The organism is Floridaenema evergladense BLCC-F167, from assembly GCF_041929205.2.
Classification (GTDB): Bacteria; Cyanobacteriota; Cyanobacteriia; order Cyanobacteriales; family Aerosakkonemataceae; genus Floridanema; species Floridanema evergladense.
In genome coordinates this window covers 10001-30020 of the sequence record NZ_CM171625.1, presented here as the reverse complement: position 1 = coordinate 30020, position 20020 = coordinate 10001, and the positions used below count along the sequence as shown (strand labels likewise).

The 20020-nt window shown below is 40.0% G+C and carries 24 protein-coding genes (1 of these 24 only partly in view); 11 read left to right on the top strand and 13 right to left on the bottom strand.

All coding sequences use genetic code 11. From position 1 onward, the window contains the following. Window positions 1–2: 2 nt before the first annotated feature. On the bottom strand, window positions 3–1403 hold the full coding sequence (locus tag ACE1CA_RS00175; RefSeq protein WP_413279991.1) for a serine/threonine protein kinase: 1401 nt from the start codon (window positions 1401–1403) through the stop codon (window positions 3–5). Window positions 1404–1772: 369 nt separating this feature from the next. Here ACE1CA_RS00175 and ACE1CA_RS00170 point away from each other — a divergent pair, with 369 nt between their 5' ends. Then, on the top strand, window positions 1773–4049 hold the full coding sequence (locus ACE1CA_RS00170) for an ATP-dependent helicase (RefSeq protein ID WP_413279990.1): 2277 nt from the start codon (window positions 1773–1775) through the stop codon (window positions 4047–4049). A 13-nt stretch (window positions 4050–4062) separates the two neighbouring features. Here ACE1CA_RS00170 and ACE1CA_RS00165 read toward each other — a convergent pair whose 3' ends face one another. The 5 genes from ACE1CA_RS00165 to ACE1CA_RS00145 form a co-directional block, all read right to left on the bottom strand. Beyond that, the gene (locus tag ACE1CA_RS00165) at window positions 4063–4464 is read right to left on the bottom strand and encodes a helix-turn-helix domain-containing protein (protein WP_413279989.1); all 402 of its coding nucleotides are present in this window, start codon (window positions 4462–4464) and stop codon (window positions 4063–4065) included. A gap of 373 nt (window positions 4465–4837) precedes the next feature. Next, window positions 4838–5161 carry a hypothetical protein gene (locus tag ACE1CA_RS00160; protein ID WP_413279988.1) on the bottom strand — a complete coding sequence of 108 codons (324 nt, stop codon included), beginning with the start codon at window positions 5159–5161 and terminating at the stop codon, window positions 4838–4840. A 134-nt stretch (window positions 5162–5295) separates the two neighbouring features. Then, window positions 5296–5985 (bottom strand): biuret amidohydrolase, encoded by a 690-nt coding sequence (biuH, locus tag ACE1CA_RS00155; protein ID WP_413279987.1) that lies wholly within the window; start codon window positions 5983–5985, stop codon window positions 5296–5298. 83 nt (window positions 5986–6068) lie between these two features. Next, the gene (locus ACE1CA_RS00150) at window positions 6069–7454 is read right to left on the bottom strand and encodes a hybrid sensor histidine kinase/response regulator (RefSeq protein ID WP_413279986.1); all 1386 of its coding nucleotides are present in this window, start codon (window positions 7452–7454) and stop codon (window positions 6069–6071) included. Between the two features lie 126 nt (window positions 7455–7580). Continuing rightward, window positions 7581–8786, bottom strand: coding sequence for a TetR family transcriptional regulator (locus tag ACE1CA_RS00145; RefSeq protein ID WP_413279985.1), 1206 nt, complete (start codon window positions 8784–8786; stop codon window positions 7581–7583). A gap of 198 nt (window positions 8787–8984) precedes the next feature. Here ACE1CA_RS00145 and ACE1CA_RS00140 point away from each other — a divergent pair, with 198 nt between their 5' ends. The 3 genes from ACE1CA_RS00140 to rpsU all read left to right on the top strand — a co-directional run bounded on the left by ACE1CA_RS00140 (window position 8985) and on the right by rpsU (window position 10800). Beyond that, window positions 8985–9833 (top strand): acyl-CoA desaturase, encoded by an 849-nt coding sequence (locus tag ACE1CA_RS00140; RefSeq protein ID WP_413279984.1) that lies wholly within the window; start codon window positions 8985–8987, stop codon window positions 9831–9833. 347 nt (window positions 9834–10180) lie between these two features. Next, window positions 10181–10507, top strand: coding sequence for an RNA-binding regulator (locus ACE1CA_RS00135; RefSeq protein WP_413280075.1), 327 nt, complete (start codon window positions 10181–10183; stop codon window positions 10505–10507). A gap of 104 nt (window positions 10508–10611) precedes the next feature. Beyond that, complete coding sequence (rpsU, locus tag ACE1CA_RS00130; RefSeq protein ID WP_073594016.1) at window positions 10612–10800, top strand: 30S ribosomal protein S21; 189 nt, start codon at window positions 10612–10614, stop codon at window positions 10798–10800. Between the two features lie 4 nt (window positions 10801–10804). Here rpsU and ACE1CA_RS00125 read toward each other — a convergent pair whose 3' ends face one another. The 5 genes from ACE1CA_RS00125 to ACE1CA_RS00105 all read right to left on the bottom strand — a co-directional run bounded on the left by ACE1CA_RS00125 (window position 10805) and on the right by ACE1CA_RS00105 (window position 15489). Then, a complete protein-coding gene (locus tag ACE1CA_RS00125) occupies window positions 10805–11515 on the bottom strand; it encodes an ROK family protein (protein ID WP_413280076.1) in 711 nt (236 codons plus the stop codon). 108 nt (window positions 11516–11623) lie between these two features. Then, on the bottom strand, window positions 11624–12550 hold the full coding sequence (locus ACE1CA_RS00120; protein WP_413280077.1) for an ABC transporter permease: 927 nt from the start codon (window positions 12548–12550) through the stop codon (window positions 11624–11626). Window positions 12551–12632: 82 nt separating this feature from the next. Then, on the bottom strand, window positions 12633–13718 hold the full coding sequence (locus ACE1CA_RS00115) for an ABC transporter permease (protein WP_413280078.1): 1086 nt from the start codon (window positions 13716–13718) through the stop codon (window positions 12633–12635). A gap of 32 nt (window positions 13719–13750) precedes the next feature. Beyond that, window positions 13751–14962 (bottom strand): BMP family ABC transporter substrate-binding protein, encoded by a 1212-nt coding sequence (locus ACE1CA_RS00110; RefSeq protein ID WP_413280079.1) that lies wholly within the window; start codon window positions 14960–14962, stop codon window positions 13751–13753. A 131-nt stretch (window positions 14963–15093) separates the two neighbouring features. Further along, entirely contained in the window at window positions 15094–15489 is a 396-nt protein-coding gene (locus ACE1CA_RS00105; RefSeq protein ID WP_413280080.1) for an allophanate hydrolase-related protein, read from the bottom strand. 5 nt (window positions 15490–15494) lie between these two features. On the opposite strand from ACE1CA_RS00105, the gene ACE1CA_RS00100 reads away from it, so the two are divergent. From ACE1CA_RS00100 to ACE1CA_RS00075, 6 genes are all read left to right on the top strand, one after another. Then, on the top strand, window positions 15495–16181 hold the full coding sequence (locus tag ACE1CA_RS00100; RefSeq protein ID WP_459563682.1) for a cysteine hydrolase family protein: 687 nt from the start codon (window positions 15495–15497) through the stop codon (window positions 16179–16181). Window positions 16182–16234: 53 nt separating this feature from the next. After that, window positions 16235–16441 carry a hypothetical protein gene (locus tag ACE1CA_RS00095; RefSeq protein ID WP_413280082.1) on the top strand — a complete coding sequence of 69 codons (207 nt, stop codon included), beginning with the start codon at window positions 16235–16237 and terminating at the stop codon, window positions 16439–16441. 18 nt (window positions 16442–16459) lie between these two features. Next, the gene (gene rpmI, locus ACE1CA_RS00090; protein ID WP_413280083.1) at window positions 16460–16657 is read left to right on the top strand and encodes a 50S ribosomal protein L35; all 198 of its coding nucleotides are present in this window, start codon (window positions 16460–16462) and stop codon (window positions 16655–16657) included. A gap of 100 nt (window positions 16658–16757) precedes the next feature. After that, complete coding sequence (rplT, locus tag ACE1CA_RS00085) at window positions 16758–17111, top strand: 50S ribosomal protein L20 (RefSeq protein ID WP_413280084.1); 354 nt, start codon at window positions 16758–16760, stop codon at window positions 17109–17111. Then, on the top strand, window positions 17108–17971 hold the full coding sequence (locus ACE1CA_RS00080; protein WP_413280085.1) for a transporter substrate-binding domain-containing protein: 864 nt from the start codon (window positions 17108–17110) through the stop codon (window positions 17969–17971). The genes rplT and ACE1CA_RS00080 overlap by 4 nt, the downstream gene beginning before the upstream one ends. Before the next feature lie 27 nt (window positions 17972–17998). Then, a complete protein-coding gene (locus tag ACE1CA_RS00075; RefSeq protein WP_413280086.1) occupies window positions 17999–18526 on the top strand; it encodes a tetratricopeptide repeat protein in 528 nt (175 codons plus the stop codon). A gap of 155 nt (window positions 18527–18681) precedes the next feature. Here the strand turns inward: ACE1CA_RS00075 and ACE1CA_RS00070 are convergent, their stop codons facing one another. After that, window positions 18682–18954, bottom strand: coding sequence for a UPF0175 family protein (locus ACE1CA_RS00070; protein ID WP_413280087.1), 273 nt, complete (start codon window positions 18952–18954; stop codon window positions 18682–18684). 14 nt (window positions 18955–18968) lie between these two features. Next, entirely contained in the window at window positions 18969–19328 is a 360-nt protein-coding gene (locus ACE1CA_RS00065; protein WP_413280088.1) for a helix-turn-helix domain-containing protein, read from the bottom strand. A 288-nt stretch (window positions 19329–19616) separates the two neighbouring features. Here ACE1CA_RS00065 and ACE1CA_RS00060 point away from each other — a divergent pair, with 288 nt between their 5' ends. Continuing rightward, a protein-coding gene (locus ACE1CA_RS00060) for a hypothetical protein (protein WP_413280089.1) crosses the window boundary here: on the top strand, window positions 19617–20020 show its 5' portion. 343 nt of this gene lie beyond the right edge of the window; the window shows 404 of its 747 coding nt (coding positions 1–404); its start codon is at window positions 19617–19619; its stop codon lies off the right edge, out of view.

Sequence of the window (20020 nt, the reverse complement as noted above, 5' to 3'; positions counted from 1 at the left end):
CTTTACCTTGGCAAAATCGAAGGCGGTAAAGGTTTTCTCAGAAAAGTAGCAACTTCCTGCAATAACCACTCTTTTTCCAAAGGAGTTAAACCACTACCAAAACGATGAATCCGAACTCCTTCAATTAAAGCACAGGCTGTGGTTGTTTGCGGACTTTTGTCTTTCCACTTAGCAATCAACTCATCTTCTGGACGAACAAAAGTATTTAGTTCTACCTTTTCAATATGCTTAGTTTTCCCTTGAATTTGATAGAACAAGCCGAGAAAAGACCATTTTATTTTAAAGTTTTGGCGATCGATTTCCAATTGCGTGCGCCCCAGTAATTTAAAAATAGTATCTTTCAGTTTATTTAACCCAAACATCAACATAATAACCGAAAACAAGGGAAAAATCCAGAAGAATAAGCTAATAAATGTGAAATAGTGAAATGAAAACAGGAAATATGCGGCAATTAGCGAAATCAAGGCACTAATAAAATTATGAAAATCCCAGTATCCCCAACCAAGTCGCGGAATTTCTACTACTAACTTTCTTTCATTTTTAGTAACAGCAATTCGACTACCGATCGGACGATGACGTTTCGGTACAAGCACTCCTTGTCCCAATAATACACTTAAAGCTTCTTTAGCCGATCCAAATCGATCTTCTACTGCTGGTTCTAACAATTTTTCTAACCAATCACCTAATTCTGGGGAAATTATTGTTTGAGAACGAAAGTTAATTTTTAATTGGCGAGTCGGGAATTCTGAAGGCGATTTATGCGTAATTAAAAATAACAAAGTTGCCCCTAAACCATATAAATCTGTGGCGGGATAACCTTGTCCGCGAAACTGTTCCGGTGCCATATAACCATAAGTTCCCACTACTGTACTTCCGCCACTAAAGGTAGTTTGGTAAGTGGTTTTTACCGCACCAAAATCTACTAAAAATATCCCGCCTTCTTGACTCCGAATAATATTTTGTGGCTTAATATCTCGGTGAATAACTGGTGGTGTTAATCCATGTAAATAGGTGAGAATATCTAAAAGTTGGCTGGCTAATTGGCGAATTTCACTTTCTGTGGCGTGCCATCCACTCTCAACTAAGGAATAAAGCGATCGCCCTTCTACCAATTCTTGCACTAAATAAAAGCTGTGATTGTTTGCCGTTTCTACCGGAAAATAATCTAAATATTTCGGCAAACAAGGATGATTTAAATTAGACAAAACTAATGCTTCTCTTTCAAAAAGTTCTACGGCTTTCCAGTCTCCTACACGGTTAAGAGACAGCGCTTTAATTGCTACCCTACCTTGGGTTTGCAAATCTTCGGCTTCGTAGGTTATCCCCATTCCACCTTGTCCCAGGATATTCACAATCCGATAACGTTGGGCGATAATTTCTTCTGGCTGATGCAGCAGTTCCATAGATTTGTTTTGCTGAGGAGTTGTAAACGATTTTAATATGTCGGTCAATGGTAAAGTCACGTTATAAAATTTTACATTCATTAGCCATTGACATATAAAGAACTGTGTGCTAATTGCTAGATGCAATAAAAAAGCACAAAAATTTTTCTGATAACATTCCCAATTTTAAGAAAGTTTCTGGAAAACTGCTAATGTAACTTCAACTGGAAGCTAATCAATTTCGTTTTGTGGTTAAAATTGATGAGTTAAACACAAGTATAAAATTACTTATTGGTCGGTAATTGCACTAAAATTTTGTTTAATAGGCTAATAGCAGAGAATTTCAACTATTAGCCGGAAAAGTTAGTCTTTAATATTAATTTTGCCTGAATGAACCCCAATATAGAACTAGCGCTACAAAAAATTAGAAATAGCCTGCGATCGGGACAAAGACAAATGGCAGACTGGCAATCTGGGCCTTTGGCAGTGTCAGCGGTTCCAGGTGCGGGAAAATCAACGGGGATGGCTGGTGCAGCGGCGATCGCGATCGCCCGTCACCAACTCCACAACCGCAAGCAATTAGTAGTTGTGACTTTCACTCGATCGGCAGCAGCTAATATTAAAGCGAAAATTCGAGAATATTTACGAGAAAAATTATCTTTACCTCAAACAGGTTTTGTAGTTCAAACTTTACATGGTTTAGCATTAAATATTGCTACTCGTTATCCCGATTTATCCGGTTTAAATTTAGACAATCTCACAGTAATTAATGCGAATCAAAGTCATCGGTTAATTCGCGCCGCAGTGGAAAAATGGATTATTGATTATCCGCGACAGTTTCAAGTTTTACTCGAAGGTATACAATTTGATGGCGAAGAAACGGAAAGATTGCGCCGTCAGTCGGTGTTAAGAACGGAAGTTTTACCTGAGTTAGCAAAAACGGTAATTCATGAGGCGAAAAGTTCTGGTTATTTGCCGGGAAAACTTTGGGAAATTAGCGAACAATCAACTGATGGTTATGGGATTTTAGCGATCGCAGCCCAACTCTACCAAAATTACCAAGACTTACTCAAAACCCGTGATTTTATCGATTACGATGAAATGATTTTATCAGCTTTAAAAGTTTTGGACAATCCCAGCGCAAGGCGAACTTTACAAAGTCAAGTATTCGCTGTTTTTGAAGATGAAGCCCAAGATTCTTCCCCTTTACAAACCAGACTTTTAGAAATTCTCTCTACAGATTCAGATAATCCCAATGCACCACCAAATTTAGTCAGAGTTGGCGATCCAAATCAAGCGATTAATTCCACTTTTACCCCCGCAGATCCGATTTATTTTCGCCGTTTTTGTAATAATTGTGAAATGCAAGGATTATTAGCCACAATGGATCGGGCGGGTCGCAGTAGTCAGGTAATTATTAATGCGGCTAACTTTGTTTTAAGCTGGGTAAATAACTCGAAATTAGCAGGAACAGAACAACCTTTTCGCCCGCAAATGATTCTACCTGTGGATATAAACGATCCGCAACCTGATGCTAATCCAACCCCAGTTGGTCGAGGTTTAGAAATTTATCTTCCTAAAGATACTTACCAAAGTGTCAAGTTAATCGGTCAAAGAATTATTGAACTTTTTGCTGAATTTCCCCAGGAACGAAGGTCAGCAGCGGTATTAGTAAGAACTAACGACCAAGGGCGATTTGTGCATCAACAATTAAAGCAGGAATTTGGCACTCAAATCGAGATTTATGAAGTTGCAGAACGCGATCGACATTCTCACGTTCCTGCTGAAGTTTTATTTTTGTTGCAATTTCTCGATCGACCCCATTCCCCCGACTACTTAAAATCCGCCTTAGAAGTATTAGTCACCAGACAATTAATTCCCCCGCAAGATTTGAACGCCCTTGCTAGTTTACCAGAACAATTTCTCTATCCCAGTCCTCTCGATCCACCCCAATCAGAAGATGTCATAAAAGCTAGTAGTTTTTGTCGCAAATTACTCCGCGCCAGATTAGAATTACCCATTTATCAAATGATTACTTTTTTGGCATTAGCATTAAATTACGACCAAACAGAACTAGCCACCGCTGACAAATTAGCCGAAAGAATAGCCAGACAAATTTCCGGTTCTCTTTCCATGAATAACATCCTCAATGCTTTAAGTGAAATAGTCAGTTCCGAGAAATTTGAACCAGTAGACACCGAAGCAAACGAAAGTCAATATACACAACCGGGAAGATTAACAATTATCACCATGCACAAAGCCAAAGGGTTAGATTGGGATTATGTTTTTCTCCCATTTTTACACGCAAATATGATTCCCGGAAACTTGCGAATACCCACCCCAGCCCAATTTTTAGGCAATTTTACATTAGCAGAAGTCGCCCGTGCCCAAATTCGCGCCAGCCTACATAATCCAGAAGTAGAATTACCAGAAATCATGGATGCTTGGCAACAAGCAGGTTATTTAAAAACAGCTGAAGAATTCCGGCTTTTATATGTAGCAATGACGAGAGCAAAACGATTATTATGGATGTCAGCTGCTCAAAAAGCACCTTTTATTTGGAGTAAACCGGAAAATTTACAAGATCAACTCCCTTGCCCAATTTTACCAGCTTTAATGAGTAAATTTCCCCAATCAGTAATTTCTTTATCGATAATTTCCAATTAATTTATAGTTGAATCTATTCAGTAAATATGCTCGGATCTACATGAAAAAACGCTGCAATTTTTCTAGCTTGTTCTGGGGAAATTTTGGTTTGTCCTTGCACAATCTCATCAACCGCAGTTTTTGAACCTAACACAGCTTGTAAATCACTGATGCTTTTACCAGAATCTTCTAAAAGAAACAAAAGCATTGATTCTGGATTATTCTGCTGATTAGGCTGATAATGTTCTTGCTCAAACTTTTCAATTAAAGTAACTAAAAGCTGATATAACTCATCTTCTTCAAGAGTCCGTTTTCGGTGCATTAAATCTTCGACAATACCTAAAGCTTTCTCATTCTCTGCTTCAGTTTTTATCACTCTGGGAAGATAAGTAATTAATAATTGTTTGTAATTTTCTGGATTAAAAGTAAGGGTCATTTTTCCATTGTTCCTCATCTGAGATCTTGCAGCAACGGAGGTAGAACCTCCTTTCACTTCGTTCCCAGGTTGAACCTGGGAACGAGAAACACTTCTTCTCTTCTTTCTTCGCGCTCTTCGCGTCTTACGTGCTACGCACACGCTACGCGAACGCGGTTCAAAAAAAATCTTTTTCACGAATCATTTAGGCTCACTATATTTAAATATATTAAATTTAGCAATTAATCAACCAAAATATGAGAAAATAAACAGGCAAAAGAAAAGTATGTTACCATTCCTTTTGCCTGAAAATAGCTTTAGCCTTTCTTTGTCTATATTCTTTGTAGCATCTGAGCCAAAAAGTTAACTTCATCCATTTGGATCATCCAACTGGTTAATTTTGCAGCAACATCTCATTAGTAATTTTACAAGCCCGATAAACCAGAAAATTGATAGTGGCTTGAGAAGGTGCTTTAAGGACACTTTCCTGATAAACAGAAAGTAAAAACTTAATTTCTTCCCTAGCAATCTGTCTCAACTTTAGCGAAAGTTCAGCAGCTAAAAAAGTGTAAGAGTCTACTGCTTCGGCTAGCAAATCCAAAATTTCTTCCGGGGTAGCATCTTCATATTGTAACTCTCGTTCTGCTAAAACCCCTTGTAACTGGAAATCATCACCTGTTTCAGTCACGATTTTTGAATCGAGCAAATTTTTCATCATTTCAGGTAATTCGTTGACTTACGTTCAACTCCCTACTTTTAAGTTAAAACTTGCTCTGTAAATAAGCCTCATCCTATTGATTCACCTACTTGGGTGATTGACGTAAGTAGCAACAGCAAAATTACTGAAGTCGCTTAAAAGTTTTCTTGAATTACTTTCAGGAATGCTTCTGAGTTGGCGATCGCACCAAACACACCACCTTGCATGGTAATCATTTTCAACGCCGCTAAATAATTGCCGTAGTCGGTTGCTCCAGTACAATCAGATAAGAGCAAACATTCATATCCGCGATCGTTCGCTTCCCGCATCGTAGTATGCACGCAAACATCGGTAGTAATTCCAGTTAAAACAATATTTTGAATCCCTTTTTTTCTCAGCAATAAATCCAAATCTGTAGCGTAAAAACTTCCTTTACCTGGCTTATCAATAATCGTTTCTCCCGGTAAAGGTGCAAGTTCGGGAATAATTTCCCATCCCGCCTCACCTCTAACTAATATTTTCCCACAAGGGCCGCGATCGCCAATTCCCGCACCAATTTGACGACTCCGCCATTGCTTATTTTCAGGCAAATCGGATAAGTCGCTGCGATGTCCTTCGCGAGTGTGCATGATGGGAAAATTCTTGGCGCGAAGTACTTCTAAAACTTTCTTAATTGGCTCAATTGGCGCTCTAGTTAACGATAAATCATAACCCATTTTATCCACATAACCACCAATCCCACAAAAATCAGTTTGCATATCAATTACTAGCAAAACTGTATTTTCCGGGCGTAAATCCCCATTGAAAGGAAAAGGATAAGGTTCAGATTCTACAAAAAGTCCCATATTTAGCACAATATAACATCACTTAAGATGTACAATGTTATTACCATATTATTGGTAGCAAAAACAACTTTTTACCAAGTAAATTAATATAATGGTAAAGCAATTATAAATTCTACTCCTTTTCCGGGAACAGAATTACAAGTTAACTGACCTCCATGTTTTTCTACTACAATTTGATGACTGATAGATAATCCTAAACCAGTGCCTTTTCCTAAAGGTTTAGTAGTAAATAAAGGCTCAAAAAGATGTGCTTGAGCTTCTGGTAACATTCCAGGCCCATTATCATTGATCCGAATCAGGATTTGCTGTTCTTTTTCCTGATGTTCTGTATTGATAATAATTTTACTGGGATTTAGCTCTAATTCCTTGTATGAGTAGGCTTGACTATACTCATCAAAAGCATCAATGGCATTAGAAAGCAGATTCATAAATACCTGATTCAGTTGTCCGGCGTAGCATTCTACTAAAGGTAAGATGCCATATTGTTTAATAACTTCGATCGCCGGACGATTTTCATTAGCTTTAAGGCGATGCTTCAAAATCATCAATGTACTATCAATTCCCTCATGGATATTCACTGCTACTTTAGTGCTAGTATCCGATCGCGAAAAAATTCTTAACGAAACACTAATTTGATTAATTCTCTCCGTTCCCGTTTGCATCGAAGCCACTATACTTGGTAAGTCCTCCACTAAAAATTCTAATTCAATTTCTTCTGCATGATTTTCGATTTCATTACCAGGATTGGAAAATTTTTCTTGGTAAAGCTGTAAGTGTTCTAGCAAATCTTCGATATATTTTTCCACATGAGTCAGATTAACAGCAATAAAATTAATCGGATTATTAATTTCGTGAGCCACACCAGCAACTAATTGACCCAAAGTAGACATCTTTTCTTTTTGGACTAGTTGCACTTGCGCTTTTTGCAAATCATACATTGCTTTAGTCAATTCAGCAGTGCGCTCTTCTACCCGTTTTTCTAATTCCTCTGTCAGCTTTTGTAAGCTGGCTTCAGCAGCAATTTTTTCTTGAATTTCTTGTTTAAGTAGTTGATTTTGCTTCGCTAGCGATCGGGTTAATTTGCGAATTTTTAAATGGGTTTTAACCCGGGCTAATACTTCTTCTTGGCGAAATGGTTTCGTGATATAATCAACTGCTCCTAAATTCATCCCTTTCACTTTATCTACAGGGTCAGAAAGCGCAGTCATAAAAATAATCGGAACTTCATCTGTTAAAGGATTAGACTTCAACCTTTGGCAAATTTCAAATCCGTCAGGTCCCGGCATCAACACATCTAATAAAATTAGATCGGGCAATTCTTCTGTTACTTTACAAATAGCTGTTTCACCATCTCTGGCGATCCAAACGGTATATCCTGATTCTTGTAATAACTCCGAAAGTAACACTATGTTAGTAGGACTATCATCAATGATTAAGATCGTTTCTTTTTCGGGGGATTCAGGCGACATACATTGACTTCCTGTTTTCACTAATGCACTCTATAAGTTTTTAGTACCCATTTTTTCTTTAGCATTAATCATTACCTCTAGCTCTAGGTGGAAACTTGTTACTAATCTTAATGAATTTACTTAATGTTAGATTTTCTGGTCGAGACGGGAAGCTTGTTCTAAGGCTGCTTTTTCCTTAGCTCGATGAACATAAGGCTGTAATTTGCTTGTATCCCAACCAGTAAGAATCGACAAATTTGGTAAATCGATTCCTCGGATTAGCATATCCACGCACCAAGTTTGTTGAGATTGCTCAATGTGGGGAGGCTGTCCTTCTGGGGTGAGTAAATCTGCGGTTAATGCTTGCCATTTCTGGCGTAACTGGTTTTCCGAAAGAGGGTTGCCGTTTTCATTGAGAAATAAGGCTGATTGATTATCTTTACGATTTTTTAACCATTGGGTTAGGGGATTTCGCTGATAGGAACCATAGCGTTTACCCATAATCCATTGGTTAAGGGGAACTTGGCGAATCTTTTCTTGGGTGATTTGTAAAAGTTGCTGATGAGTGTCTTTGATATAGTGCGATCGCTCTAACCTTACCACTTCTGCCGCACTCAATCCAGCCCCAAACAAAACATACATCAACGCATAATCTTGCCACCCGACTTTTTTGGCACGTTGCAGAATTGAATGCACCAAAGCAGCGGGTAAATCAGCAACTTTCTCCACTGAAACTATAGGAGATTGAGGTGCTTGTGAAACTGCACCATGTAAAAACAATGTCACCAAATTCTCTAAAAAATCCTCCCGATTCTGCCAAAGTTCGTGGAACTCACTGGTAAACTCAATTACCGCATATCCTAACAACATTCCATTGAGCAAACTAGCCAGTTTTTCTGCGGGTAAATGAGTCTGCAATTGTCCGGTATTAATTACCGTAGCGAAATATTCCGCAACATACCGATTTGCTTGGGTAAATCCTTGACCTAGCGCTTCCCGATTTTGGGCTGGGTACTGTCCCGATTCTCCCACAACCGATCGCACTACCTCTGGAATTCCTTCCAATGCTTGCAAACAAGCTGTAGCATAATCTTTGAGTGCTTGATAAATACTGCTCGCCTGACTCGCCTGTTGGACTAAATTTTGTCCTAAATTAGTAAATATGCCAGCCTCTTCAATTACAGCTAACAACAAACCATGTTTATTTCCAAACTGGCGGAAAATCGTCACTTCATTCACATCCGCCAATTCTGCAATCTGCTTAGTTGTAGTCTCCGTGACACCCTGAGCCGTAAATAACTCAAGTGCCGCATGAACTAAACGCTGTCGAGTTGAATTTCGTTGAGCCGCCATGAGTAAAATGTAAGTATCACTTGCAAAAAATACAAATCGTTGATAGGCTAAACAATGTAAGTATCACTTGCATTCTCTGCTCCTACTGTAACTACTTTCATAGCAAATGTAAGTTTTAGTTAATGTACATGGGGTTGAGCGAACCAGTTGTGTCTTGCTTGGCACTGGTTCAATTTGGCGTGTTAAAAAAGGAATTTTATGACCTTGGATTCAATAAAAACTGCCTCAGAGGAGCAATCCTTGAAATTAAGTTGGTCGAGTGTGGTGTTTTTTAGTGTGATTCATGCGATCGCGCTTACTGCCCCCTGGTTCTTCTCCTGGTCTGCTTTAGGTGTAACCATATTTCTTCACTGGTTATTTGGTAGCATTGGGATTTGTTTAGGGTATCACCGCTTACTAACTCACCGCAGCCTGCAAGTACCTAAACCTGTAGAGTATGCGATCGCTCTCATTGGCGCACTCGCACTGCAAGGCGGGCCGATCTTTTGGGTAGCCGGACATCGGCAACACCACCTCCACACCGAAGATGTAGACAAAGACCCTTACTCAGCGCGTCGTGGTTTCTGGTGGAGCCATATGCTCTGGATATTTTACCCCCGTCAAGAATTTTTTGATTATGAAAAGTATAAACAGTACGCCCCTGATTTAGTAAAAGATCCCTTCTACCGCTGGTTAAATAATAATTTTCTCCTACTTCAGATTCCCGTAGGGATTCTGCTATATATTCTAGGCGGTTGGCCTTTCGTCATCTACGGAGTCTTTGTCCGAGCCGTCATACTCTGGCATAGCACTTGGTTAATTAACTCTGCCACTCACATGGCAGGATATCGCACATTTGAATCCAACGACAACTCTGGAAACCTATGGTGGGCAGCCATCCTCACCTACGGCGAAGGTTGGCACAACAACCACCACGCCTACCCCAACGTCGCCAAAGCCGGATGGAAATGGTGGGAACTTGACATGACTTGGTGGGCAATTAAATTTCTGCAAGTAGTAGGATTAGCCCGAAAAGTAATCATGCCACCCGAAACCGCAACCGAGTGACAAGAGGACTGGGAGTTGAAGAAGTGGGGGGGGAGGTAGGGGGTAGGGGGAGTTTCTAGTTCTAGATCTCTCCCCATCCCCCCATCTCCCCATCCCCCCATCCCCCCATCCCCCCATCTCCCCATCTCCCCATCTCCCCATCTCCCCATCTCCCCATCTCCCCATCTCCCCATCTCCCCATCTCCACTGCCTTGAGCCATTTTTAAGTTCTGTTTAACTTCCGTATTTTCTCTAGTCCTGTGCTAGTCTATATGAAAGGATTATTTTCGGTGGTCAATCGTTTTATGTCTAAAAGCGTTTCTCCGAATCTAAGTCTCTTCAATGTTTGATTCTGGAGAATCTAGGTTATGTCAATTTATGTCGGCAATCTATCCTACCAAGTTACACAGGATGATCTGACTCACGTATTCGCAGAGTACGGCACGGTTAAGCGAGTTCAGTTGCCTACAGACCGGGAAACAGGACGCTTACGCGGATTTGGCTTTGTGGAAATGGAAACCGAAGCAGAAGAAACAGCTGCGATCGAAGCCTTAGATGGAGCCGAATGGATGGGTCGCGACCTGAAGGTTAACAAAGCAAGACCTCGTGAAGAACGTGGTAATGGCGGCGGTAACAGAGGCGGTGGTGGCGGTTGGGGAAACAATCGCGGTGGTGGAAATCGCCGTAGTTTCTAAACCCTACACTGAAGATTTAATTTTCTAATCTTGAGGGTAGGTAGTTTTACTTACCCTCAAGATTGTGTTTGCTAGGTTGTCGAATTAGTAAAAAAGGAGATGGGATGGCGCAAGTAATTATTGGTGAAAATGAAGGGATTGAGTCAGGATTGCGCCGATTTAAACGCAAAGTTTCTCAAGCAGGGATTTTTCCTGATATGAAAAAGAATCGTCACTTTGAAACTCCCTTGGAGAAACGCAAGCGCAAAGCAATTGCTAACAGTAAGCAGGGAAAGAGGCGTTCTCGTCGTTAATTTCTTAGTCTTCACGCCAAAGAGCAATTCCGCCTAATATCCCAGAAATGTTGGGAACGATTTTCACGGTTGCTGGGAGTTCAAAGCTAATTTTATCGGTGTTGCCACCACCAATATAAAGGTAGTCGTAATTAAAAGCGTGCTCTAAAGAAGCGATCGCTTTTTCTAAGCGACTATTCCATTTTTTCTTACCAATTTCATCTAAAGCAACACGACCTAATTGTTGTTCGTAGGTTTCACCTTTGCGAAAACAATGGTGTCCTAGTTCCAAGTTTGGCACTAATTTACCATCTAAAAACAAAGCTGAACCAAAACCCGTACCTAAAGTAATTACTAATTCTACTCCTTGACCAGAAACTGCGCCTAAACCTTGAATATCTGCATCATTAGCTACGCGCACAGGTTTTGCCAATTTTTCAGATAGGGTAGTTTCTAAGTCAAAGTTAATCCAATCTGGGTCAAGGTTAGCAGCAGTAGCAATTACACCTTTTCGCACTACTCCGGGAAATCCTACAGATACGCGATCGAATTTACCTTGATTAGCAGCTAATTGAGCGATCGCTTCAATCATCGGTTCTGGTTTTGCTGGTTGCGGTGTCTCCACACGACTGCGTTCAGTCAGTGGTTTACCATCTGTATTCAACACCATCGCTTTAATTCCACTACCACCAATATCTATTGATAATGTGGCAATACTTCCATTCTGCTCATTCATAGTTCTTAAATTACGCTTTAATTCAAGTTGCTAATTAGTATGTTGTTGCGCTTTAGCGCTCTCATCAAAAGTGGTAATAAGAGCGCTAAAGCGCAACAACGTACCTACTTAATTTTGCGTTGTTAATGCTCCTGGTACACCGCTGATAGTACGCTTGGGAGAACAGGTAAGAATCATGATTAGCAAAGTCAAAATGTAAGGAGAAGCATTAAACAAGTAATAATAACCTGTCACCCCTACTGATTGTAAAGCAGGACCGATCGCCTGTGCGCCGCCAAACAGCAATGCCGCATACATACACTGTATCGGATTCCAACGAGCAAAAATCACCAAAGCCACAGCCATTAATCCTTGACCGCTAGAAATCCTTTCTGTCCAACTACCCGGATAATAGAGAGATAGGTAAGCGCCACCAATTCCGGCGAGAAAACTTCCTGCAATAATAGCCAACATTCTCACTTTATTTACGGAAATTCCCATTGCTTTAGCTGCTTCGGGACTATCGCCAACGGCGCGAATAAATAAACCCCAACGAGTTGAACGGAAAAACCATTGCATTGCGGGTGCGATCGCTAATCCTAAAATAAATAAAGGACTAATTTGCAAAGCTGCTTTTACCGAAGGAATATCGCTCCAATTTCCTAATTCTAGAGCAGGTAATCGCGGTGCAACTGGTTGAATGAAAGGTTTACCAAAGAAAAAGGCAATTCCACTGCCAAAAATAATCATGGCAATGCCAACCGCCACATCATTTACTTTTGGTTGTTGCACCAATAAAGCATGAATTAAACCCAAAAACATCCCTGCTACACCAGCCATCAAAACACCTAACCAAGGCGATCCGGTAAGATAAGAAGTGGCATAAGCACTCATTGCCCCTAACAGCAAAGTTCCCTCTAAACCAAGGTTAATTTTGCCGCTTTTTTCTGTTAAGCACTCACCCAAACTTACAAAAAGAAATGGTGCGCTTCCACGAATTGTTCCGGCGATAATTGCTAGGGGAACTCCCCACCATCCAATAGTTTCTGTTGCCATATTCCGATTTTAGATTTTAGATGACTGTATAACAAATCCCAGTAGGGGCAATTCATGAATTGCCCCTACCCAATTGGCAAAATTACACTTGACTCGTCAGATTTATACTCGCTTGTTGACGAAAACTAGGTTTAAAAAAGGGCAAACGTCCATAGACTGATTCGCTGTACAAAATCACTAGAAATACAATTCCCTGAAATACTAAAACAGTGGCATCGGGTAAATTATGCGACCTTTGCAGAATCCCGCCACTAGCAAGAATTCCTCCGAGTAAAATTGAGACAAAAATTGCTGCAAGTGGGTTTTGTCTAGCGATAAATGCGACTAAAATTCCACTGTAACCGTAATTAGAATTTAATGATTCATTAGCTCGACCATGCACGGCAGCGACTTCTGCCATTCCTGCTAAACCTGCACAAGAACCTGCTAAAAAACAGATAATTAATGTCAGTTTTCCCACAGGTAATCCAGCGATTTTAGCTGCTCGAATATTCCCGCCAACTGTGCGAATTGCAAAACCAAAGGTAGTTTTTTGAATTAAAAAGTACGCAATTAAACAAGCAATTATGCCGTAAATTAAGCCGTAATGAATGCGCGTTCCGGGAAGGTTTCCCAACATATTAATGTCTAAAATTGGGTAACTTGAGGGTTTATTTAAACTGGTGGGGTCGCGCATTGGCCCACCTACTAATTCGTTGAGAATTGCGATCGCAATATAATTCAACAATAAGCTGCTAATGGTTTCATTAACTCCCCGATAATAGCGCAAAGCACCCACAGCCATAATCCACAAACCACCAGCAATTATACTAGCGATCGCCATGAGGAATTGTACCGCGAAAGCTGGGAGAGTGGCGATCGCTAATCCCATTGCGACAGATGCCAATCCCCCAATTACAATTGCCCCTTCATTCCCAATAATTATTAAACCCAATTGAGCAGGTAAAGCAGTACAAAGGGAACTTAACATCAAAGGTGCGGCTCTAATTAGCGTATTTTGAAAAGAATACCAACTTCCAAATGCAGCTTTATAAATTGAGCCATAAACCTCAAATGGATTTGCTCCCACAGCTGCACAAAATATCCCAAATATGAACAAAGAAAAGATTAATGCAGCTAAAGGAATGCAAATCTTTTCTAATTTTACCTGCCAATTTTGTAATAACACCCTTTCCCCTCCTACCCAACTGGTAAAATTAGTTAACTAGCAATACTACCAACTACACCATCTACTAACCAATTCATTTTTTCCAATTCAATATCCCGCTGTTTGTATTCTTTTCCTGCTGCCAAAATTACTTTACCTGTATTATCTTTTAATTCTCCTTTGTAGATTACCATACTGCCATCCATAAACTTAGCTTTTGCTGCTTCTGCATCTTTTTTGGCAGCTTCACTAACAGCAGGGCCATAATTAGATAATTTACAAAAACCATCTTTTAATCCACCACGCTCTAAATGAGGAATTCCTCCATTCATCAAAGTTTTTCCTTCACTAATCATTTGAACGTATTTACTATAAACGCTCGTCCAATCCCATTCTGCTCCTGTAAGATAACCTTTAGGTGCTAATTGAGCTTGATTAGCATGAAATCCACAACAAAAAATTCCCCGTTTTTCTGCCGTTTCCATTATTACTTTTGGACTGTCTACATGGCAGGTAACTACATCTACACCTTGGTCAATCATACTATTAGTAGCTTCTGCTTCTTTCACAGGTAAAGACCAATCGCCTGTGAAAATAATTTGTGTAGTAATATTTGGTTTAATAGTCTTAGCACCTAAAGTAAAACTATTAACATTTCTCAGTAGCTGAGGAATCGGTTTTGCTGCAACAAATCCTAGTTTTCCGGTTTTAGATGTGTGAGCAGCAATAATACCTGCTATGTATTGAGCTTCATCAATATAACCAAAGTAACTACCAATGTTTTTGGGATGTTTACCTTCTTCGTAAAGTCCACCGCAGTGTAAAAATTGGACTTCTGGGTATTCTTGAGCAACTTTAATAATATGCGGATCGAAGTAACCAAAAGAAGTAGGAAATAGGACGTTTGCTCCATCCTGATTAATCATATTTCTCATGGTTTCTTGGACTGCTGTGGTTTCTGGCACGTTCGCTTCTTCCACAGTTTTTACCCCAGCTATTTTGGCAACTCCTGCTTTTCCTTCCGCGTGGGCTTGATTGTAGCCAAAATCATCTTTTGGGCCAACATAAATGAATCCTATTACTATTGGCTTAGTATTACCGCTGGGAGAATTATTTGCAGCTGGACTAGGAGAATTTGGGGTGTTTTGTTGTGCTGTTGGTGTACATCCAGTCCATAGTTTTGATGTGACTCCGAAGGCAGTAGTTGCCAAAATTCCCCGAATGACTTTCCGTCGATTTAAGTACAATGAATGCTTATTGGTCATGGAATTTTAGATTTTAGATGTGACATTGTTTGTTCAGGCTTAGGTAAATACTTGGTGGTATTTATCGTGCAAATAGATTGAAGCACTGCACAAATAGGGGTTTTGTAATTAAGTATACACTTCTCAGAGAATTATGTTTTATTATGGCTAACATTGGCAATATAAGTTCGCCAATTCCCCCAATCGGTAATTTCCCGCTTACCTTCGCAAATTATTGGTTCTCCTAAAACTCCTAATACTTCTTCGCCGTTGGTAAGGCGTACTTTACCGATACACAAACCGGGTGGTTCTTGTAATAAAATTGTGGTGATTCCTCTGCTTGGGACTGCCCAAACTTCGAGAGCGATCGCACTTCCCCCACTATAAACTCGGATCATAGCTGGATAGCGATCGTCAATCGACCAAAGTCGATAAACTGGTTCTGTAAAAGCTTCTTTAACAAAAGTAGCGCCCACAGCTAAAAGGTTGGGATTTAGTTCTAAACCCCGCATTAAGGTACCATTAACAGCTAGAAGTATAGTATCCATCTATGATGATTAATATTCCTGCACAACCTTACAATTATGAATTGCCAAATTTGAGCAATGTAGCGCTGGTAATTATAGATATGCAGCGCGACTTTTTGGAGCCGGGAGGCTTCGGAGCAGCTTTAGGAAATGATGTTAGCAGACTGCGATCGATTGTACCAGTATTAAAACAATTATTAATAACTTTCCGACAGCTAAACTTACCAATTATTTATACAATTGAAGGTCATAAATCAGACCTCTCCGATTGTCCACCCAGCAAAATTCACCGGGGGAACTGTCAATTAAAAATTGGAGATATTGGCCCATTAGGAAGAATTTTAGTTTTAGGTGAGCCAGGGAATGCAATTATTCCAGAATTAGAACCCTTACCCGGAGAAATTATCATAAATAAACCCGGAAAAGGTGCTTTTTATAATACAGATTTACCGGATAAATTAAGCGAACAAAAAATTACTCATTTAATTTTTACTGGAGTTACTACAGAGGTATGCGTGCAAACAACTATGCGCGAAGCGAACGATCGCGGATTTGAATGTTTATTAATTGAAGATGCCACAGAAAGTTACTTTCCCGAATTCAAACAAGCAACCATAGAAATGATTCGCTCCCAAGGTGGTATAGTAGGCTGGACAACCAAAGCCGAAAACCTGTTACAAGTTCTGCAAAACTTAAGTCTCAGCATTAAGTAATTACGACAATTAACATTAAAAATCACAGAAAAAACTTTCTCAGTTTGGCAGAAATGATTGAGCATTTGAAAATAGGTAAAACTCAGATATTACACCAAGAGGCGGAGCCTGGAGTTTCTCGTTCCCAGGTTGAACCTGGGAACGAGTATTGGGAGGTTCTACCTCCCCTGCTGCAAGAATATAAAAACCCTTCTGCCTTGGAGCCTTCAACTTGGCAGAATAGCCAAAGTAGTGGTAAAATTATAGATTGTGTCGATTAAGTAAAACTTTTACAACCCATGCCAAAAGTAAAAACTCGCAGGTCTGCGGCAAAACGCTTCAGAACAACGGGAAGTGGCAAGATTGTCCGTCGTCGAGCTTTCAAAAACCACTTGTTACATCACAAAACAGCCAAGCGCAAGCGCGATTTATCCAAGCTGACATTAGTAGACGAGCGTGATGAAGATAACGTGCGTCTCATGCTGCCATACTTGTAAGTTGATCATGGTTCATGGATCGTAACCATGAACTATTAAGCCAACTCAATAGCAAATCTCATCCAGAAAATCAAGAACGAGTCACCATTAACAGCTAACCATGACCAGAGTAAAACGCGGTAACGTTGCTCGCCAACGTCGCAAAAAAATTTTTAAACTAGCGAAAGGTTTTCGCGGTTCCCATTCGACATTATTCCGCACAGCTAATCAACAAGTAATGAAAGCTTTGCGGAATTCTTATCGCGATCGCAAAAAACGCAAACGCGATTTCCGTCGCCTGTGGATTGCCAGAATCAACGCTGCTGCCAATATGCACGGAATCAGCTATAGTCAACTCATGGGCAAGTTGAAAAAAGCCAACGTTGACCTTAATCGAAAAATGTTAGCTCAATTAGCCATCCTAGATCCAGAAAGTTTCGGCAAAGTTGTAGAAGTAGCAAAACAAGCTAGATGATAAAGTTGGCAACGGATAATTTAGCAGATGTAACTGAGAGAAATTCTGGAAAAAAAACAGAACCAAAATCAGTTACATCACTGCTCATCCGCTGCTTAATTTTTTCATTTTGTTTATTACAATTTGCCTTGGTTGGTAATGCCGCAGAACTAAAAGAAATACAGCGACGAGGTTATTTAATTGTTGCGGTTAAAGATAACTTACGTCCGCTAGGTTTTCGTGATGCGGCAGGAAATTTGCAAGGATTAGAAATCGATCTAGCAAAGCGATTAGCACAAGAAGTATTAGGAAATTCAGAAGCAATTAAATTTGTGCCAGTGGCGAATCGCGATCGCCTCAGAGTAGTCTTAGAAGGACAAGTCGATTTAACAATTGCCAGAGTGACGGCTACAGCTGCACGCGATCGCGTAGTCAGATTTAGCACACCCTACTACATGGATGGTATCGCCCTAGTTACCAAAGAACCGAATGTGCGGAGTTTAGGCGACTTAACCCAACAAAAAATTGCCATCCTCAAAGGTTCGAGTACCATAGCCAGATTCAGGTTTATTTTACCCAAAGCTCAGTTAGTCGGCGTGGATTCATATCAAGAAGGGCGATCGTTATTAGAATCAAATGGTGCAGTAGCCTTTGCCGCTGACGTTAGCGTTCTCACTGGCTGGGTACAAGAATATCCCGAATACCGTCTCTTGCCAACCCTACTCTCAGCAGAACCCCTAGCTGTAGTCATGCCTAAAGGAATCCAGTACGATGACTTACGGCAAAGGGTGAATGAAGCGATCGATCGCGGAAAAACCCAAGGTTGGTTGCCTCAACTAGCTACCTCTTGGGGACTACCTTGGGATAAAGTAAACAAATAAAGATTGAAACCTGATTTAACTAAAAATATGGAAAGTTTCCTACCAGTTGTCTACCTCTCAATATTAATAGTATTGCTCTCAGGAACCACCTTTGCTATTTTGCGCCAAATCTTCAAAACCCGCAAAGTAGAAACTTCACTTTCCCGCCTACAAAACAAACTGAAAAACGAAAAAGGTACCGCCCAAGAATATTACGAACTAGGCAGCATCTATCTTGATAAAAAACTCTTTGCCCAATCTATTAACGTCTTTCAAAAAGCACTCAAAGAAGCAGAAAATGAAGAATCAGAAAACACAGCCTTAATTTACAACGGCTTAGGTTTTGCCTACTTCGCTCAAGAACAATACGACTTAGCAATTAGACAATACAAAGAAGCATTAAAACTTAATCCCCAGTATGTCACAGTAATTAACAATCTAGGCCACGCTTACGAAAAAAAGAAATTAACAGCCCCAGCATTACAAGCTTATGAAGATGCCTTGAAAATCGAGCCTAACAATCAAACCGCCAAAAGACGCGCCGAAGCATTACGTAAAAGGTTAGTCACTTCATAAGTTAAATGCAAAACACAAGCTCCTTCAGTTACATAAACAGGGGGAGCTTTTGACTAATTGAGGATTAGTTCTAGCTTATCGCGATCGGTGAGGGTTTATAGATCTATTGTGATAATTCTTGTGCGATCGCTAAAGCATTCTGGTAAACTTGTTGACTAATGTGTGAGCCTTGTGAAATTAGTTGGTCTAAAATATCCTTCTAATTCTTCGCGTGTTTGATCTGGAAATGGTGAAATATCGTACTTACTCATTAAGTCGGAAAGTTGCCCTCTATCTATACCTAGAAGTTTTGCTGCTTTTCCAGCACTAATATCAGCGTGCCGCAATAATGTCATTACGTAGGCTTCTTTTGCTTTTTTTTCTGCTTCTAACCGGACTGCTTCAGGTATTTGGGAAATTTCTAAATTGAATTTTACTTCTGTTTCCATTGTTTTCCCGTTAGCTAGGTTTCTTGTAAGACGTTGTGGATTAGTTCTGCTGCTAGTTCTAGCTTATCGCGATCGGTCAAAGCTTCCAGGTCAATAGTAACAACTGACTTGCGTTTGGGGATAGGTGCGGATGGCAGTGCTGTAGGTAATTGTAAGCTTTCGTAGAAATAATCAATTGTTTTGCCGTATATCCCTGCAAATGCAGGTAACTCCCTTTCTGCGTCTACCTTGCGTTTCCCATTTTCAATGGTTGAAAGCGTCTGTTGACTCATAGATATGTTGTAGTGAATTTCCAGCTGTTCAATGACCTGCTCTTGGGTCATACCAAGCAGTTCACGGGTAGCACGAAGACGCTGACCAAGGGAAAACGCCATGTTGAAATATCACAAAATCTTGTACTTACATGAAAATCCTATATTTTTCCTTAAGAAGGCTCCACTAGATAACCTTGTTTAGCTTAAGATAAACTTGTAAAAGAAATTGCTGCAAGATTTTGGTCAGTGATGGCGAAAAGTAGTTTTAAAAGTCTATAAAATTGATTTTTGTTACAACTGCTTAAGTCACTAATTTCACTTATATCAAAGAAGCTTTAAGAAGACAGATTTGATTCTGCCAATTTCGCTTGAGCGTATTCCTATTATCGGTGATGGGTAAATTTATTTATGTCTAAAAAGCTCTGTATTTCTATTTTGAGTTTAACCGCTTTATTAGGTTTAACTGGAGGTTTATATGTAGTTAAAGAAACGATTACGCCTTTAATTGCTAAAGCATATACTATGCGAGTTAATCTCTCTTTAGAGCGTCAACCAAATGAAAGCTATGAAACCATAATTCGTAGAGCCGAAGCAATAGCCAGAGCAGCTGTTCAACGCAGTTTTGACAGTGATATTTTAGTTAACGAAGCTTCTGTTATAGTAACTTGTAACAATAATGGTTTAATAGCACCTATTATCTCTGTAAGGGTCAGTCGTTCTCAATGGAGTAATACACCAAATATCCAGCGATGGACAAGATATTATTCTAATAGTAGAGCTTTACTAGATTTTGATGGAGTTGCTGTTGCCAA

Excerpts from the sequence above, each read along its gene's own strand:
- rpsU (WP_073594016.1), top strand. The coding sequence starts at position 10,612 with ATGGCGCAAGTAATTATTGGTGAAAATGAAGGGATTGAGTCAGGATTG.
- ACE1CA_RS00100 (WP_459563682.1), top strand. The coding sequence starts at position 15,495 with ATGATTAATATTCCTGCACAACCTTACAATTATGAATTGCCAAATTTG.
- ACE1CA_RS00120 (WP_413280077.1), bottom strand. The coding sequence starts at position 12,550 with ATGGCAACAGAAACTATTGGATGGTGGGGAGTTCCCCTAGCAATTATC.
- biuH (WP_413279987.1), bottom strand. The coding sequence starts at position 5,985 with ATGGGACTTTTTGTAGAATCTGAACCTTATCCTTTTCCTTTCAATGGG.
- ACE1CA_RS00105 (WP_413280080.1), bottom strand. The coding sequence starts at position 15,489 with ATGGATACTATACTTCTAGCTGTTAATGGTACCTTAATGCGGGGTTTA.
- ACE1CA_RS00165 (WP_413279989.1), bottom strand. The coding sequence starts at position 4,464 with ATGACCCTTACTTTTAATCCAGAAAATTACAAACAATTATTAATTACT.
- ACE1CA_RS00125 (WP_413280076.1), bottom strand. The coding sequence starts at position 11,515 with ATGAATGAGCAGAATGGAAGTATTGCCACATTATCAATAGATATTGGT.
- ACE1CA_RS00170 (WP_413279990.1), top strand. The coding sequence starts at position 1,773 with ATGAACCCCAATATAGAACTAGCGCTACAAAAAATTAGAAATAGCCTG.
- ACE1CA_RS00140 (WP_413279984.1), top strand. The coding sequence starts at position 8,985 with ATGACCTTGGATTCAATAAAAACTGCCTCAGAGGAGCAATCCTTGAAA.
- ACE1CA_RS00160 (WP_413279988.1), bottom strand. The coding sequence starts at position 5,161 with ATGATGAAAAATTTGCTCGATTCAAAAATCGTGACTGAAACAGGTGAT.
- ACE1CA_RS00135 (WP_413280075.1), top strand. The coding sequence starts at position 10,181 with ATGTCAATTTATGTCGGCAATCTATCCTACCAAGTTACACAGGATGAT.
- rplT (WP_413280084.1), top strand. The coding sequence starts at position 16,758 with ATGACCAGAGTAAAACGCGGTAACGTTGCTCGCCAACGTCGCAAAAAA.
- ACE1CA_RS00070 (WP_413280087.1), bottom strand. The coding sequence starts at position 18,954 with ATGGAAACAGAAGTAAAATTCAATTTAGAAATTTCCCAAATACCTGAA.
- ACE1CA_RS00150 (WP_413279986.1), bottom strand. The coding sequence starts at position 7,454 with ATGTCGCCTGAATCCCCCGAAAAAGAAACGATCTTAATCATTGATGAT.
- ACE1CA_RS00075 (WP_413280086.1), top strand. The coding sequence starts at position 17,999 with ATGGAAAGTTTCCTACCAGTTGTCTACCTCTCAATATTAATAGTATTG.
- ACE1CA_RS00080 (WP_413280085.1), top strand. The coding sequence starts at position 17,108 with ATGATAAAGTTGGCAACGGATAATTTAGCAGATGTAACTGAGAGAAAT.
- ACE1CA_RS00145 (WP_413279985.1), bottom strand. The coding sequence starts at position 8,786 with ATGGCGGCTCAACGAAATTCAACTCGACAGCGTTTAGTTCATGCGGCA.
- ACE1CA_RS00110 (WP_413280079.1), bottom strand. The coding sequence starts at position 14,962 with ATGACCAATAAGCATTCATTGTACTTAAATCGACGGAAAGTCATTCGG.
- rpmI (WP_413280083.1), top strand. The coding sequence starts at position 16,460 with ATGCCAAAAGTAAAAACTCGCAGGTCTGCGGCAAAACGCTTCAGAACA.
- ACE1CA_RS00175 (WP_413279991.1), bottom strand. The coding sequence starts at position 1,403 with ATGGAACTGCTGCATCAGCCAGAAGAAATTATCGCCCAACGTTATCGG.
- ACE1CA_RS00065 (WP_413280088.1), bottom strand. The coding sequence starts at position 19,328 with ATGGCGTTTTCCCTTGGTCAGCGTCTTCGTGCTACCCGTGAACTGCTT.
- ACE1CA_RS00095 (WP_413280082.1), top strand. The coding sequence starts at position 16,235 with ATGATTGAGCATTTGAAAATAGGTAAAACTCAGATATTACACCAAGAG.